Source organism: Nocardia jiangxiensis NBRC 101359, from assembly GCF_000308615.1.
In the GTDB taxonomy this organism is placed as follows: Bacteria; Actinomycetota; Actinomycetes; order Mycobacteriales; family Mycobacteriaceae; genus Nocardia; species Nocardia jiangxiensis.
Map to the genome: position 1 here is coordinate 84,760 of NZ_BAGB01000010.1, position 15,860 is coordinate 100,619.

Annotated in this window: 12 protein-coding genes; 8 read left to right on the plus strand and 4 right to left on the minus strand. The window is 67.4% G+C overall.

The annotated features are described in order from the left end of the window. Positions 1–24 precede the first annotated feature (24 nt). Positions 25–726, plus strand: a complete 702-nt coding sequence (locus ON40_RS03115; protein WP_040818285.1) for a polyprenol monophosphomannose synthase — start codon at positions 25–27, stop codon at positions 724–726. Here ON40_RS03115 and ON40_RS03120 read toward each other — a convergent pair. Both ON40_RS03120 and ON40_RS03125 read right to left on the minus strand, forming a co-directional pair. Then, positions 723–2,225, minus strand: a complete 1,503-nt coding sequence (locus tag ON40_RS03120) for an HAD-IB family hydrolase (protein WP_051192617.1) — start codon at positions 2,223–2,225, stop codon at positions 723–725. The genes ON40_RS03115 and ON40_RS03120 overlap by 4 nt on opposite strands. Continuing rightward, positions 2,222–4,597, minus strand: a complete 2,376-nt coding sequence (locus ON40_RS03125) for a glycerol-3-phosphate 1-O-acyltransferase (RefSeq protein WP_040818240.1) — start codon at positions 4,595–4,597, stop codon at positions 2,222–2,224. Before ON40_RS03125 ends, ON40_RS03120 begins: the two co-directional genes overlap by 4 nt. Before the next feature lie 230 nt (positions 4,598–4,827). Here ON40_RS03125 and ON40_RS03130 point away from each other — a divergent pair, with 230 nt between their 5' ends. Then, positions 4,828–6,135 (plus strand): salicylate synthase, encoded by a 1,308-nt coding sequence (locus ON40_RS03130; RefSeq protein ID WP_051192624.1) that lies wholly within the window; start codon positions 4,828–4,830, stop codon positions 6,133–6,135. Between the two features lie 44 nt (positions 6,136–6,179). On the opposite strand, the gene ON40_RS03135 is transcribed toward ON40_RS03130, so the two are convergent. Next, positions 6,180–7,787, minus strand: coding sequence for a (2,3-dihydroxybenzoyl)adenylate synthase (locus ON40_RS03135; RefSeq protein WP_040818243.1), 1,608 nt, complete (start codon positions 7,785–7,787; stop codon positions 6,180–6,182). A 150-nt stretch (positions 7,788–7,937) separates the two neighbouring features. Here ON40_RS03135 and ON40_RS03140 point away from each other — a divergent pair, with 150 nt between their 5' ends. The 5 genes from ON40_RS03140 (at position 7,938) to ON40_RS03160 (ending at position 14,388) form a co-directional block, all read left to right on the plus strand. After that, complete coding sequence (locus ON40_RS03140) at positions 7,938–8,813, plus strand: oxidoreductase (RefSeq protein WP_040818246.1); 876 nt, start codon at positions 7,938–7,940, stop codon at positions 8,811–8,813. 107 nt (positions 8,814–8,920) lie between these two features. Further along, positions 8,921–9,394 (plus strand): carboxymuconolactone decarboxylase family protein, encoded by a 474-nt coding sequence (locus ON40_RS03145; RefSeq protein WP_040818248.1) that lies wholly within the window; start codon positions 8,921–8,923, stop codon positions 9,392–9,394. A gap of 255 nt (positions 9,395–9,649) precedes the next feature. After that, positions 9,650–12,001, plus strand: coding sequence for an arylsulfatase (locus ON40_RS03150; RefSeq protein WP_040818290.1), 2,352 nt, complete (start codon positions 9,650–9,652; stop codon positions 11,999–12,001). Positions 12,002–12,012: 11 nt separating this feature from the next. Next, positions 12,013–12,945, plus strand: coding sequence for a formylglycine-generating enzyme family protein (locus ON40_RS03155; protein ID WP_505787851.1), 933 nt, complete (start codon positions 12,013–12,015; stop codon positions 12,943–12,945). Between the two features lie 348 nt (positions 12,946–13,293). After that, complete coding sequence (locus ON40_RS03160; protein ID WP_051192619.1) at positions 13,294–14,388, plus strand: 3-deoxy-7-phosphoheptulonate synthase; 1,095 nt, start codon at positions 13,294–13,296, stop codon at positions 14,386–14,388. Here ON40_RS03160 and ON40_RS03165 read toward each other — a convergent pair. Further along, on the minus strand, positions 14,358–15,089 hold the full coding sequence (locus tag ON40_RS03165; RefSeq protein WP_218008725.1) for a chloramphenicol phosphotransferase CPT family protein: 732 nt from the start codon (positions 15,087–15,089) through the stop codon (positions 14,358–14,360). The genes ON40_RS03160 and ON40_RS03165 overlap by 31 nt on opposite strands. Positions 15,090–15,168: 79 nt before the next feature. Here ON40_RS03165 and ON40_RS03170 point away from each other — a divergent pair, with 79 nt between their 5' ends. Then, on the plus strand, positions 15,169–15,819 hold the full coding sequence (locus ON40_RS03170; RefSeq protein ID WP_040818252.1) for a LysE family translocator: 651 nt from the start codon (positions 15,169–15,171) through the stop codon (positions 15,817–15,819). Positions 15,820–15,860 lie beyond the last annotated feature (41 nt).

Sequence of the window (15,860 nt, forward strand, 5' to 3'; positions counted from 1 at the left end):
TGACCCTTGAAGGTGACCGTTGTGGTGCCGACCTATGACGAGCGGGACAACCTGCCCGTGGCGGTGGAGCGGCTGACCTCGCTGCCGGTTTCTGACCTGCATATTCTCGTCGTCGACGACAATTCGCCGGACGGTACCGGTGAGCTCGCGGACAAGCTCGCGGCCGAGCTGCCCGATGTGGTGGGAGTGCTGCATCGGACCGAGAAGGACGGGCTCGGGCGCGCGTACATCGCGGGTATCACGCGTGCGCTGGACGAGGGGGCCGAGATCGTCATCCAGATGGATGCGGATCTGTCCCATCCGGCCGAGGTCATTCCGGCGATGCTGGACAAGCTGGAGACCTCCGGGGCGGGTGTGGTGCTCGGGTCGCGGTACGTTCCGGGCGGTTCGACCGCCGAGGAGTGGAAGTGGTACCGCAAGGCGCTCTCGGCGTGGGCCAACTTCTACGTGAACCTGATCCTGCGGCTGGGCGTGAAGGACGCCACCGCCGGATTCAAGGCGTGGCAGGCCGACACCCTGCGCGCGATCGACGTCGCGTCGATCCGCAGCAACGGGTACTCGTTCCAGGTCGAGATGAACTATCGGACCATCAAGAAGGGCATCACCATCGCCGAGGTGCCGATCCGCTTCGAGGAACGCACCAAGGGCGCGTCCAAGATGAGCCTGAAGGTGCAGCTGGAGTCGGCGGCGATGCCGTGGAAGCTGCTGCTCGGTCGGCAGGTCTAAGGTCCGGTCAGGCCCCGGACGGGGTGCGCGGGCTGCTCGTCGGGCACGGGCCAGTCCAGCAGGGTCGAGACGAACAGTTGCCGCACCCGCTCGATCTCGGCGGTCATATCGGCGGGATTCCAGCTGCTCACGTCGATCGGCGGTAGCACCGCCACATCCACCGCGCCACCGCGCACCACCGCGGAATTGCGCCAGGCGATTTCCCCGGCATTGCGGATCACCACCGGAATGATCGGCACTTCCGCTTGCGCGGCGATATGGAATGCGCCCTTCTTGAACGGGCCCACTCGCGGCGTCAGCGAACGGGTGCCTTCCGGGGCGATGACAATGGACAACCCGCTCTTCAGGGTTTCCACCACCGGCGCGAGCGCCGCACGCGTGCCGACGGTATCGGATCGATCGATGAAAGTGGCTCCCGCGAAACGCAACAGCGGCCCGAACACCGGATTGCTGGTCACCTCTTTCTTCACGATTCCGGTAAAGCCCGAGCCCAGGACCGCGGCCAGGACGACCATGTCGAATTGGCTCTGATGATTGAATACGAATACCGCGGGCCGGGGTGCGCGGGCGTATTCGGCGCCGGTGATTCGCATGTGCACGCCCGTCGCGCCGAGGGTGCCGCCCGCGGCGTGGGTGATCATCGAGTCCGCCATCCGGCGTCGGTCCCGGGTGGCCGCGGCGGTGGCCACACCGGCCGTCGCGCCGCCGAACAATCCCGCGAAACCCGCTGCGGTGCGGGCGATATCGCGTGGACCGACGTCGTCCCGGGGACGGAAACGCAGGATCGGCCAATCCTGTTCGGCGGCCCGCATCGACATCCGCGGGCCCGGATTCACCGCCGTCGGATGTGCGACGAGTTCGAGCAGGGGGATGTCGGGAGCGGCGTCGGCGTAGGCGTAGCCCTGCGAGAGGTCCAGATCGTGCTCGGCCGCGAAGCGGCGCACCGCATCGGCCTTACCGTTGCGCCACAGCGGTTTTCCCTCCACATGTCCGGTGAGTACGCCCTCGCGCGCGGCCATGCGGGTGAACAGGACGTGCTGGAAACCCAGTTCCGTCGCGGCGGGCCGCACCTGGAACGCGGACAGACTGGTCGCCAGCACCAGTGTGTGCCCGGCGGCCTCGTGCGCCCGGATCAGCCGCCACGCCTCGGGATACAGATGCCCGTGGATGGTGTCGCGGAACAGTTCGGCGCCCAGCTCGGTGAGTTCGGACTCGGTGTGTCCGGCCCACAGATGCATCACCCGCTGCAGGAACCGCTCATATTCACCCTCGGCCCGGGATCCGCGAATGGTGTTGCGCAGCGATGCGGTCAGGTCGGCGCGGTTGCCCCGGCGCAGTAACCGCCCGAGCGCCGAGTCGGGGGTGAAACCGTGCACGACGGTGCCGCCGAAATCGAACACGGCCGGAATCCGCGGCCCCTGCGGTCCGGAGCGTACCGCTGCGATCGCCTCGTCGAGCGTGTGCGTCGCGCCGGAATCCGCTGTGGCCGAGGCGGTCATGGCCCCTCCGTGCGATTCGACGGGTCCAGGGCCGCCGCGCGGGAGATGCGTGCCCCGATGACGACCAGCTCGTCGGCGAAGGCCCTTCTACGGGCGGGGAGATCGGGGCTGTCCGGATCGAGCAGTCCGTGATTGTCGGCGAGTTTCACCGCGCTGGCGAACAATTCCGAGGACACCGATTCCGGGCTGTGCAGGCGCTGCTGCAACAGCATCTGGCGCCCGACCGCCAGACATTCGTCGATGAACTCCTTGCGGTCCAGGGGCGCGGGTTCCCGGGCGGCCAGACGTTCGGCGACGACCAGCTGGGCGTCGAAGAACGACCGCAGGACGCGGTGGGCCATGATGAATCCGGTATCGGCGAAGGCGGCCAGAACATCGGTCCCGACCGTGCCGTCGGCGGTGCGATCTCGCCAATTCGGGTCCGCCAGAAGCATTTCCGAGGTCATCTCGGCGGCGAATTCGGTGCGCTCGGGGAAGAAGAATTCGAATTTCAACAGGTCGCGCAGCCGGTAGGCCGCTTCCCATCCGGCGTCGAGCTGTTCGCCCTCGGGGGCTTCGACCGCGGCCAGCACGGACAGTTCGAGAATGGCGCGGTTGACGAACCAGTGCACGGCGCTGTTGCGATAGAACGCCGCCTCCAGGTAGGCGCCGGTCTGGATCGAGTACACCGGCTCCACGCCGCCCCGGTAGACGGTCACCACGCGGGCGAGGGAGAGTTGTTCGAGCACCGCGGCCAGACCGAAATCGTCGTCCACCGTGTCGAATTCGCCGCTGGGCAGACCACGCTGACGGATGTAGCCGCGCACCGGCTCGAGCGCCATGCGCACCTCGCCGAGCGTCAGCGCGCGCTCGTGCACGCCGAGCAGGACCAGGGTGACCAGCGCGTTGACGGTGATCGGGGTGACCGCGTTGATGCCGACGGCCACCTCGAAGGCCAACAGCTGCACGGCCTTTCGCTCCTGGACGTCGACCTCCGGTGCGGCCGGATCGGTCGCGGGGGCGGCGGGCAGCAGCGGATCTCCGTACGCGCTGAGGCGTTCTCGGGCGGACAGTGGTTCGCCGAAGCGGATGTACACGTTCCCGGCCGAATGCTGCTGATTGCGGATGTAGCGCGCCAACCAGGGCAGACCCTCGGGCTTCTTGACGCCCCCGGCTTGTTCGCTGGCGATCGCGCCGAGTTCGTTGAGCCGCTCGTAGGTGATCGACACCGGCACCAGCATCACATCGTCGATCCGGCGTGAACGAATCGCCGCGGCAAGATAATTCAGCAGGCCGTAGCGCGGCGGGCGGAGTTTGCCGGTCCGGGTGCGCCCGCCCTCGAAGTACCACTCCAGATTGAACCGCTTGGCCAGCAGGTAGGCGAAGTACTCCTCGACAACCGCCTTGTACACCTCGTCGTCGCCGAAGCTGCGGCGGATGAACACCGTGCCGGTGCGCCGGGCGATCGGGCCCATCGGCCAGAACCGCAGATTCGCGCCGCCGATCACATGATTGGGCGGGAAGTCGTTGCGGGCCAGCGCATCACCGAGGACGAACGCGTCTACGTAGGACCGGTGCGAGGGCAGGAACACCAGCGGATGCCCCTGATTGATCCGGCGCAACTCGGCCAGACCGGACCGGTCGTAGTCGACCTTCCAGGCCGAGGCGTGCACCGGTCGCATGGCCTGGGTGAACAGATCCGAGACCAGACGGCTCTGTGCCGCAACGAGTTCCCGCAGCGCCCGCTCGGCGCGTCGGTACACCTCGCGGGGGCTCGCCCCGGTGTCGTCGGCGATGCGGTCGAGGCGGCGCAGGAATTCGGGGGAGTCCAGGATCTCCTCCGCGACCAGGCGCGGCACCTTGTAGCGATCGCCGATGACGGCGCGTTCGGCCCGTTCGAGTGCGACGATCCCGGCCCGCACGATGGCGCGGGCGAACGGATCCGCGGATCCGGCGACGGCCGGATTGTTCGCGCGCAGCTCGCTGAGGCGGGCGGGTTGCCCGGTGAGTACCAGGTGGCGGTCGGGGGCCTTGTGGACCAGGCGCCGTTGCAGCAGCCGGTGTGGTTTGCGGGGATTGCTCAGTGTGGCCAGATCGGCGAAGGTCATGCGCCGCACGCCATCTCGCTCCGCGGGCAGCCACAGCACCCGGATCGGCACCACCAGCGGATCGTCCCGGCGGCCGACCAATCGCAGGGCCACCGCCTCGGCATCCAGGTCGAGCTGGGTGACCGGGGCGTCGACGCCGAATTCCGCATCGATACCGCCCTCGGCCAGCCAGCCGCCGATCAGCTCGCGCTCCACCGGGGAACCGGCATCCACGAGGGCGACCACCGACTGCGGGGCGCCGCCCGGGGCGGGTGGCGCCGGAGCGTCGGGGCGGTGATCGATCATGGTGGGGACCTCCTACATCTGACGCCACCTTCATTGAAGCCCGCCCGATGCCTTTCCCGCAGGAGGTTGGCGAGGAGTTCGCCCGATCTGTATCCGCGTCGGGCCCACCACCAAATTTGGTCAGGTAATGCTAACCTCACTTCTGTTGATTAGGTAAGCATAACCTTGGAGGATCGGTGTCGACCACGGACGACCGCGTGCGGATCGGATATCAAGAGGGTCCGGAGGCGATGATCACCGCGGATGGCGGCGGTGCCGGGGGCTTCGACGTGGCCGCGGCGATGGCCGCGCTGGCTGCCTGTGATCGGTTCGGGGAGTACGTGATGTACGAGCGCCCCGGCGAATGGGTGTTCGCGGCCGATCCCGTCGGCAGCGTCGAACTCGACGCGTCCGAGCTGCGGATCGGGTGGGATGGGAGCAATTCGGCGCAGCCGTGGGAGGGGCGTCCGGCGAATGTGATCGATCGGGCGCTGGCGGGTCTGCCGCTGGCCGGGCGTAATGCCTACGGCTGGATCGGATTCGAGTTCTGCGCCTGGGCGCTGGAAGCGACCGCGCATCTGCCCGAGCGCACGCCGCTGGCTCATCTGATGATCCCGCGGATCGAGGTGCGCATCGATGCCGATGGCGTGCGGGTCAGCGGCGCAACGGATTCCGAGAGCGCCGAGATTCGCGAGCTGATCGAGGCCGCGCAGGACACCGAACTGCCCCGGGCGCATCCGGTCGACACCTCCGTCGATCCGACGGGTTACCGAGACCGGGTGGGTGCGGCGGTCGACGAGATCCGCGGCGGTTGCTATCAGAAGGTGATCCTCTCGCGCCGGGTCGAGCTGCCGTTCCCGGTGGACGTGCCCGCCAGCTATCGGCTGGGCCGGGTGCACAACACCCCGGCGCGCTCGTTCCTGCTGCGGCTGGGCGGGCTGGAGGCGGCCGGATACAGTCCGGAGCTGGTGGTTTCCGTCGAGGGGGACGGCATGGTGACCACCGAACCGTTGGCCGGGACAAGGGCATTCGGCTGCGGCGCGGAGGCCGACGCGGCCGCGCGCGCCGAGTTGGTGGCCGATCCGAAGGAGATCGTCGAACACGCGATCTCGGTGCAGACCTCGTTCACCGAGATCGCCGCGGTCGCCGCGCCGGACACCACGGTCGTCTCGGATTTCATGGCCGTGCGCGAGCGGGGCAGCGTGCAGCATCTGGCCTCCACGGTGCGCGGTCGCCTGGATGTCGGCCGAAGCCCTTGGGAGGCATTGGAAATGCTGTTCCCCTCGGTGACCGCGTCGGGAATTCCCAAGCGTGACGGCGTCGATGCGGTGTTCCGGCTGGACCACGATCCGCGTGGGCTGTATTCGGGTGCGGTGGTGACCGTTTCGGGCACCGGCGCACTCGAGGCGACGCTGGTGCTGCGCGCGGTCTATCAGACTCCCGACGGCGCCTGGCTGCGCGCCGGAGCCGGGATCGTGTCCCAGTCCACTCCCGCAAGGGAATTCGAGGAGACCTGCGAGAAACTCCGCAGCGTCGCCCCGTACGTGGTCAAGGCGTGATCGCTGCCGCGGCCGCATGATCTGCGGCCGCGGCGGGCGGGCCCTCACAGTGACGCGCGCAGTGCCTTCTTGTCGATCTTGCCGACCGCGGTGAGCGGCAGCCCGGTCGAGAAGTGCACCAGGTCTGGATGTTTGAACGCGGCCAGGCCGCGATCGGTGAGGAACTGCTTGAGCTGGGCGAGGGTCGGGTTGTCGCCCTGGGTGACCAGGACGACGCAGACCCGCTCGCCCAGTGTCGAATCGGGTAGGCCGACGGCGGCGGCGTGCCGAATCGCGGGGTGGGCGAGCAGATGTTCCTCGAGTTCGTCGCAGGAGACGTTCTCCCCGCCGCGATTGATCACATCCTTGATGCGGCCGGACACGATGAGATGTCCGCTCGGCAGCCGGCGCACCAGATCCCCGCTGCGGTAGTAGCCGTCGGGGGTGAACGAACGTGCATTGTGTTCCGGCGCACGGTAGTAACCGCGCAGCGTGTAGGGCCCGCGGGTCAGCAGTTCGCCCTCCTCGCCGGCCGGGACGTCGTTGCCCTCGGCGTCGACGACGCGGATCTCGTCGGCGGGGGACAGCGGTCGGCCCTGGGTGGTGCAGGCGATTTCCTCGGAATCGTCCAGGCGGGTGTAGTTGATCAGGCCCTCGGCCATGCCGAACACCTGTTGCACGGCCGCGCCGAGCGCGGGACGCACCGTGCGGGCGTTCGCCTCGGCGAGTTTGGCCCCGCCTACCTGGAGCAACCGCAGCGAGGACAGATCGGCGTCCTCCCACTCGGTTGCGGCACACCACAACTGCGCCAGCGGCGGGACGACCGAGGTCACGGTCACGCGATGCCGTTCGATGGCGGCGAAGGCGCTTTCCGGACTCGGATCGGACAGCAGGGCGATCGACCCGCCGGTCGCGATCGTGCCCAGGATCCCCGGGCAGGACAGCGGAAAGTTGTGCGCCGCGGGCAGAGTCGCGAGATAGACGTCCTGCGGGCCGAATTCGCAGATCTCGGCGCCGGCGCGCGCGTTGTAGCCGTAGTCGTCGTGGGTCCGGGCGATGAGTTTGGGCAGACCGGTCGTCCCGCCGGAGACCAGCATCACCGCGATGGCCGAGGACGGGACTTCGGGCAGGGAATCCCCTTCGCGGGGAAGCGAGTCCAATGCGGTGAACGGTCCCGGATCGCCGACCACGAACACCTGTCGCAGCCCCGGCACCCGATCCCGCACCTGCGTCGCCAGTTCGCGATGGTCGAAATCTCCCACCCGATCGGCTGTGAGATAGGCCACCGCACCGGACAATTCGGCCAGATGCTCGATTTCGGCGCGACGATGTGCGGGCAGGGTCAGCACCGGGATCGCCCCGGCGCGCAGCAGACCGAACAGGGCCACCACGAACTCCGGGACGTTCGGCAACTGCACGAGCACCCGGTCGCCCGGCTCGATGCCGGTGGCGAGGAAGCCGTGCGCCATCCGGTCGGCCTCGGCGTCGAGTTCGCGATAGTCGCGCGTTGCGGACTCGTCCAGCAGCGCCGGACGATCCGGCCACCGCCGGGCCGCCTCGCGCAGCAGTTCACCGAGGGGTTGGCCGTTCCAGTACCCGGCCGCGCGATATGTCTCGGCGAATTCGGCGGGAATGGGGGTGAATCCGTCGCGTGCCGTCGATGTCGATGTCACAGGTCCTGCCTCACGGTCACGATGCAACCCGGGACGCCGGTTGCATAGGTTAGGCAACCCTATCTCATCGTGCTCCGGGTGTGCAGTTCGACCGTTCGGCGGGATCGTGGGCCGGGACGCGCCCGGGGGCGGGGTTCTAGACTTTGAAGCGTGAGTGATTGGGATATTGCCGACATCCCGGATCAGAGCGGCCGGACGTTCATCGTCACCGGCGCCAACAGCGGGCTGGGTGCGGTCACCGCGCGAGCGCTGGCCGGTGCGGGCGCGCGAGTGATCATGGCCTGTCGCGACGAGGTGAAGGCGCGGGCGGTCGCGGACACCATCGGAGAACGGGCGCAGGTACGTCGGCTGGATCTGGCCGATCTGGATTCGGTGCGCGAATTCGCCGAATCCGTCGGCCCCGCCGACGTGCTGATCAACAACGCCGGAGTGATGGCGCTGCCGTTGCGGCGCACCGCGCAGGGTTTCGAAATGCAGCTCGGCACAAACCATCTCGGTCATTTCGCGCTCACCGGCCTGCTGCTGGACAAGATCTCCGACCGGATCGTCACCGTGTCCAGCGGTGCGCATCTGATCGGGCGGATCGATCTGGCCGATCTGAACTGGGAGCACCGCCGGTACCAGCGCTGGCAGGCGTACGGGCAGGCCAAACTGGCCAATCTGATGTTCGCCCGCGAATTGCAGCGACGCCTGAGCGCGCACGGCTCGTCGAAGATCTCCGTCGCCGCCCATCCCGGATATGCCGCGACCGATCTGCAGTTCCACACCGAATCCCTGGTCAGCGTGATCATGCCGCTGGGCAACCGCATCCTGGCGCAGAGCGCGCAGATGGGCGCGCTGCCCAGCCTCTACGCGGCCACCGCCGACATCGAACCCGGCGGCTACTACGGCCCGAACCGCCTGGGCGGTCTGCGCGGCCACCCGGGCCCGAGCACCTCCTCGGCCGCCTCCAAGGACGAGGTCACCTCCCGCCGCCTGTGGGACCTGTCCGAACAGCTGACCAAGGTCGCGTACCACTTCGACTGACGGGTGAGGTAGCTCACTTTTCGGGCTGTCACACTGGAGCGGGTTGCGACGTCTTCATGGTGTAGCGCCGCCGATGTGGCGGCAACAGCGAGAGTGAGGACACAGACATGGAAGCTCGCCTGAACGCATTCGAAATCGAGGTCGTCTCGAAGGTCATCAAGCGACTGGGAGCCGTCGGACAGGTGCTCGATCAGTCGACTCTGCCCAAGCGCACCCAGGAATTGGTGAAGTTGCGTGCCAGCCAGATCAACGGCTGCGGTTTCTGCACCGATATGCACGCCAAGGACGCGGTGGCGGACGGCGAGAGCTGGGTGCGGCTCAACCTGGTCGCGGCCTGGCGTGAGGCCACCGTGTTCACCGAGGCCGAGCGGGCCGCCCTGGCCCTGGCCGAGGAGGGCACCCGGATCGCCGACGCGCAGACCGGCGTCAGCGACGAGGTCTGGGAGCAGGTGCGCAAGCACTACGACGACGAGCAGATCGGCGCGTTGATCTCGGTCATCGCGGTGATCAACGCCTACAACCGGTTCAACGTGATCGTGCAGACGCCCGCGGGCGGGTACGAGCCCGGCATGCTCGGCTGAGAGTCGGCGAAATGTGGCCCGGCACAGGATCTTTCGATCCCGGCCGGGCTCCTGCGCCGTCCCGCGCCGGGAGTGCGCGAGAGGTGCGTCGCAGACGCCGGCGTTCGCCGCCCGCCGGCGAAAAATCAACCTGGTGACATGCGGTGACGCGCGTCGTACGCTCACTCGTACCGAAGGTGCCGATCAGCGAACAGCCGGACAACCATGTCCGGAAGGGGCATGGCTCTGCGCTGTTCTCGTCACCGGAGGTGGATGATGGCCAGGAAGTTCGAGGGGAAAATTTCGCTCGATATCCGCGATTCGGAGCCTGACTGGCTGCCTTTCGCGGAGCCGACCGCACCGCAGGACGCGCCGAACGTCCTGTATCTGGTGTGGGACGACATCGGGATCGGGACCTGGGACTGCTACGGCGGTCTGGTCGAGATGCCGACCATGAAACGGATCGCCGACAGCGGTCTGCAGTTCACGCAGTTCCACACCACCGCGCTGTGCTCGCCGACTCGCGCCTCCCTGCTGACCGGGAGAAATGCGACGTCGGTCGGGATGGCGACCATCGAGGAGTTCACCGACGGGTTCCCGAGCATGTGCGGTCGCATACCGGCCGAAACCGCGCTGTGCTCGGAGGTTCTCGCGGAGCGTGGGTGGAATACGTACGCGGTCGGAAAGTGGCATATGACACCTCTGGAAGAGGAGAATCTGGCCGCGTCCAAACGCCATTGGCCACTGGCGCGCGGATTCGATCGCTTCTACGGGTTCCTGGGCGGAGAGGCCGACCAGTGGTATCCGAATCTGGTCTACGACAACCACCCGATCTCGCAGCCGTACGCACCGGAAGACGGCTATCACCTGTCGAAGGACCTGGCCGACAAGGCGATCGAATTCATCCGCGATGCCAAGGTGATCGCCCCCGACAAGCCGTGGTTCACCTACCTGTGCCCGGGGGCCGGGCATGCGCCGCATCACGTGCCGCGCGAATGGGCCGACAAATATCGCGGCCGGTTCGACATGGGCTACGAGAAGTATCGCGAGATCGTGCTGGAGAACCAGAAGCGCATGGGTCTGGTGCCGGCGAACACCGAGCTCTCACCCATGAACCCGTATGCGACGGCCACCAGCGCGGACGGCAAGCCGTGGCCGGTGCAGGACACCGTACGGGCGTGGGATTCGTTGTCGGAGAACGAGAAACACCTGTTCAGTCGGCAGGCGGAGGTCTTCGCGGGATTCCTGTCCTACACCGACGCGCAGATCGGCCGGCTGCTGGACTACCTCGAGGAGAGCGGCCAACTGGACAACACCATCATCGTCGCCTTCTCCGACAACGGAGCCAGCGGTGAGGGCGGTCCGAACGGTTCGGTCAACGAGATGAAGTTCTTCAACGGCTACCTCGACACCATCGAGGACAGTCTGGCCAAGCTCGACGAACTGGGGTCGCCGACCACCTACAACCACTACAGCATCGGGTGGGCCATGGCCTTCAACACCCCGTACAAGCTCTACAAGCGATACGCCTCGCACGAAGGCGGCATCGCCGACCCCTGCCTCATGGCCTGGCCCGCCGGGGTAGCGGCCCGCGGCGAGACGCGCCATCAGTACCTCAACGTCTGCGATATCACCCCGACCGTCTACGACCTGCTCGGCATCACACCCCCGGACACGGTGAAGAACGTGCGGCAGCGTCCCTTGGAAGGGAACAACTTCCGGGCGCTGTTCGACGACGCGAACGCGGACGTCGGCAAACACACGCAGTTCTATTCGATGCTGGGCACGCGCGGTATCTGGCATCGCGGGTGGTTCGCCGACGCAATCCACGCGGCCTGCCCGTCCGGCTGGGGACATTTCGACCAGGACCGCTGGGAGCTGTTCCACATCGAGCAGGACCGCAGTCAGATGCACGACCTCGCCGACGTTCATCCCGAGAAGCTCGAGGAGATGAAGGCGCTGTGGTTCTCGGAGGCCGCGAAATACAACGGGATGCCGCTCAACGATCTCGACATCATTTCCGCGCTGACCCGCTACCGCCCGACGTACGCCGCGAGCCGGGACAGCGCCGTCTACTATCCGGACATCGCTGAGGTGGGACCCGGTGCGGCGCTGGAGATCCGGGGACGGTCGTTCGCGCTGCTGGCAGAGACGACGATCGACGAGGCGGATGCCGAGGGGGTGCTGTTCGCCCACGGCGGCCGACTCGGCGGACACACCCTGTACGTCAAGGACGGCCATCTGTACTACACGTACAACTTCCTCGGCGAGGAAGAACAGACCGTCATCTCCGATCGGACGGTACCGCTGGGCGACCACATCCTCGGGATCCGCTACGAACGTCGCGGAACCCGCGGCGACAACTTCACCCCCACCGGTGAGGCCGTCCTGTACATCGATGAGAACCCGGTCGGCACCTTCGACGACATGCGAACTCAGCCCGTGGTGTTCTCCGGCGTCGGTGAGGGAATCCGCGTCGGTCGCGACAACGGGCAGTCCGTTTCCGTGCGCTATCACTCACCCTTCCCGTTCATCGGCGGAACCATGCACCAGGTCATCGAGGATGTCAGCGGCAAGCCCTACCAGGACCTGGAAATGGCTGCGGCCGCGGCATTCTCGCGCGATTGAGGCGGAAGTCCGTGGCTACCGAGACCCGTGCCCGGCCACACCGCGGCATGGTCCGAATATCCGGCGGCAGCTTCGCGATGGGATCGGAAGACTTCTTCCCCGAGGAACGGCCGGTGCGCGAAGTGCGGGTCGATTCGTTCTGGATCGACCAGCATCCGGTGACCAACACCGCGTTCGCGCGCTTCGTGCGGCAGACCGGATACGTCACGGTCGCCGAACGCACGCCCGCGGCCGAGGACTATCCGGGTGCGGGGCCGCGGGACCTGGTTCCGGGTGCACTGGTGTTCCGTCCCACCGAAAGACCGGTGCCACTGGATGATTGGCGTCGCTGGTGGCGGTATGTGCCCGGCGCGTGCTGGTGGCATCCGCGCGGGCCCGGCAGCACACTCGACGGGCTCGACCGCCACCCGGTCACCCAGGTCGCCTACGAGGACGCGGCAGCGTACGCGACCTGGGCCGGGAAACAGTTACCGACCGAGGCCGAATGGGAGTACGCCGCCCGCGGCGGACTGGCGGGGGCCACCTACGTCTGGGGTGACGAGTTCGAACCCACCGGCCGACGCATGGCCAATATCTGGGTCGGCGCGTTTCCGTGGCAATTCCATCCCGGCCGGGGGCAGGCCCGGAGACCGGGCACCACGGCGGTCGGCACCTATGCGCCCAACGGGTACGGACTGCACGACATGACCGGCAACGTGTGGGAGTGGACCGTGGACCACTTCCACCCCGAGCATCCGCCGACTTGTTGCGCCCCACAGATGAGTGCATCCGAAATAGCAGCGCCACAACGCTTTTCGCGACACGTTGTCAAGGGCGGATCGTTCCTGTGCGCGGCCGACTACTGCCTTCGGTACCGGCCCGCTGCTCGGCAGGGCCAGACCGAGGACACCGCCACCTGCCATCTCGGCTTCCGGTGCGTGATGCACGACGCACCTGAAATGTGACGCCGTGTTCTCGGGCGGCGGCCCGCCACCCGGCACGGTCGTGCGTCCGGTAACGGTCTCGGTGCACCACTTTTGCGCTGCTGGGGCTGGTTGCAGCGCCGACTGTCCGCCACTTTCGCGAATCGCGCGTCGCGTCGGACCGCGTCGGCCGACGTGCCGGGGTCGACCGGCCATGCAATTGCGCTGTGCTACTGTCGGCGACGTGCAGCGCGTGTATTTCTGGTTTATCTCCCCGGCCCCGGGTGGGCCGGTCGGTGAACCGCGCTGACCTATCCACCCCGAGCCGGACTACCGGCTCGACGGGTATTTCCTCTCGGTGGGCCGGCCTAGAGATCAGGAACCCACACGATGACCATCGCAGCCGATGCCGCCGCGAATCCCCTTGCCGATCTGGACAACCGTCGCACACTGAGCGTGAGCCCGCTGCTCTCGCCCGCCGACGTGCGACGTGCGCACCCCATCGATAACGACCTCGCCGACGTCGTCCGGGCGGGCCGCAAGGCTACCGTGGACGTGCTGAACGGCGACGACGACCGCCTGATGGTCATCGTCGGACCGTGCTCGGTGCACGATCCCGCGGCCGCGATGGACTACGCGCGGCGACTGGCCGCCAAAGCCGCCGAACTGTCCGACCGGCTGCACGTGGTGATGCGGGTGTACTTCGAGAAGCCGCGCACCACCCTCGGCTGGAAGGGCCTGATCAACGATCCGCACCTGGACGGATCGTTCGACGTCAACACCGGTCTGGGACTGGGCCGTCGGCTGCTGGTCGACATCACCGCGCTCGGGCTGCCGGTGGCCTGCGAATTCCTCGATCCGATCACCCCGCAGTACATCGCCGACCTGGTCTCCTACGGGGCGATCGGTGCGCGTACCGCGGCAAGTCAGGTGCATCGCCAGCTGTCGAGCGCGCTGTCCATGCCGGTCGGGATCAAGAACGGCACCGACGGTGACGTGCAGGTGGCCGTGGATGGTGTGCGGGCGGCCGGGGCCAGCCACGTCTTCCCGGGGACCGACCTGGACGGGCGGTCCGCGCTGATCCGCACCAGCGGAAATCCGGACTGCCACGTCATCCTGCGCGGCGGTAGCAACGGCACCAACTACGACGCCGCCTCCGTCGCAGAAGCCTGCCTGCGACTGGAGAAGGCGCAGCTGCCCCAGCGTGTCGTGGTCGACGCCAGCCACGGCAACAGCAACAAGGACCACAACCGCCAGGTCGATGTCGTCACCGATATCGCCGAGCGGCTCGCCGCGGGCGACCGCCGCGTCGTCGGTCTGATGATGGAGAGCTTCCTGGTCGCGGGCCGCCAGGACCTGACCCTCGGCCACGCCGCCGACCTCGCCTACGGACAGTCCATCACCGACGCCTGCCTCGACTGGGACACCACCGCAACCCAACTGGACCACCTGGCTCAGGCCGTGCCCGGTGTGGCTCGGAGCTGATCGAATGCGCGAGGCGACAGGGTTTGGTCGAGGAACTTCTTGATCCGGTTCGAGCAGGTCTGCGAGGTGTCGGTGCTGGTGTCGACTTCGAGGTCGTAGATTGTGTGAGCGTGGACCGATTCGATCTGTTCGGCCGCGGTGCCGACGGGGCGATCGCCGCGCTCGCGTTCGCGGCGCTGTAGTTCGCCGAGGGAGCAGTGGACGCCGACGAAAACGACGTCGATGCCGTCGAAGACGGTCAGGCAGTCGCGTAGGCGCCATGGTTCGCTCAGGACGTGGTCCATGATGATGTCGTTGCCTGCCGAGGCCATTGCGGCGACCGCTCGGTGAAATCCGGCTCGGGTGCGTCGCAGGACTTCGGTGAGTGCGGTCGGGTCGAGTTCGTGGGTTCGCGTTTGCGAACGCATCGCCCCGATCATGTCGACGCCCATATGGAAGAAGGGGCGCTCGAGATCGATCAGCAGTTGCCGCGCGATGCTGGATTTGCCCGAACTGGATACGCCGTTGAGCAGAATGACCTGACCGGGTGCGACTTCATCCGGAACGTGGAGTTCCTCGGTGGTGCCGGAGACCTGGGGCATGTCCTCCATGGTGACGGCATGGGCGTAGACCGGAAGAGGCAGCGGGGGTGTCGAGCCGTGCGGCCCGGAAGACAACTGGCGGTGGGTGATTCGTGGCGTCGGAGTTCGGCCCGGCGTCACGAATCGGATATCCGCCTGGGGGCCAGTGGGTTCGGATTGGACCGCGACAACAGCGGGTCGAGCGGGCCAGTATGGGGGCATGATCGGGATGACTGCGGTGGTCGGGGTTGTGGTGGCTGCGCTGGGGTTGGTGCTGACGCCGGGGCCGAACATGATGTATCTGGTGTCGCGGACGGTGTCGCAGGGGCGACGGGCCGGGCTGGTGTCGCTGGGTGGGGTCGCGGTCGGGTTCCTGGTCTATCTGACGGCTGCTGCCGCGGGGATCACGACGGTGTTCGCGGTGGTGCCGGAGCTGTATGTGGCGGTGAAGTTGGCGGGGGCGCTGTATCTCGGGTGGTTGGCGTGGAAGACGTTGCGGCCCGGGGGAATATCGGCGTTCGCGCCGAGTGCGCTACCGGCGGACTCGGCGCGGCGGCTGTTCGGGATGGGACTGCTGACCAACCTGCTGAATCCGAAGATCGCGATCATGTACATGGCGCTGATCCCACAGTTCGTGGTGCCCGCACACGGACGGATCTGGCTGCAGAGCCTGTGCCTGGGCGGTATCCAGATCGTCGTCGCGCTCACCGTGAACGGCCTGATCGTCCTGGGTGCGGGAGCCATCGCCGGATTTCTCGGCGAACGCCCGCTCTGGCTGCGGATTCAGCGCTGGATCACCGGAACCCTGCTCGGCACGATCGCTGTCCTGCTCGCATCCGATCGCGCCCGCCCGCTGGCGCCTGTCTCCTGACCGACAGCCCCGCCGAAGTCGCGGGGGATGCGGGCTAGTGG

Coding starts and splice junctions, on each gene's coding strand:
- ON40_RS03120 (WP_051192617.1), bottom strand. CDS start 2,225: ATGACCGCCTCGGCCACAGCGGATTCCGGCGCGACGCACACGCTCGAC.
- ON40_RS03125 (WP_040818240.1), bottom strand. CDS start 4,597: ATGATCGATCACCGCCCCGACGCTCCGGCGCCACCCGCCCCGGGCGGC.
- ON40_RS03150 (WP_040818290.1), top strand. CDS start 9,650: ATGGCCAGGAAGTTCGAGGGGAAAATTTCGCTCGATATCCGCGATTCG.
- ON40_RS03145 (WP_040818248.1), top strand. CDS start 8,921: ATGGAAGCTCGCCTGAACGCATTCGAAATCGAGGTCGTCTCGAAGGTC.
- ON40_RS03160 (WP_051192619.1), top strand. CDS start 13,294: ATGACCATCGCAGCCGATGCCGCCGCGAATCCCCTTGCCGATCTGGAC.
- ON40_RS03170 (WP_040818252.1), top strand. CDS start 15,169: ATGATCGGGATGACTGCGGTGGTCGGGGTTGTGGTGGCTGCGCTGGGG.
- ON40_RS03130 (WP_051192624.1), top strand. CDS start 4,828: ATGATCACCGCGGATGGCGGCGGTGCCGGGGGCTTCGACGTGGCCGCG.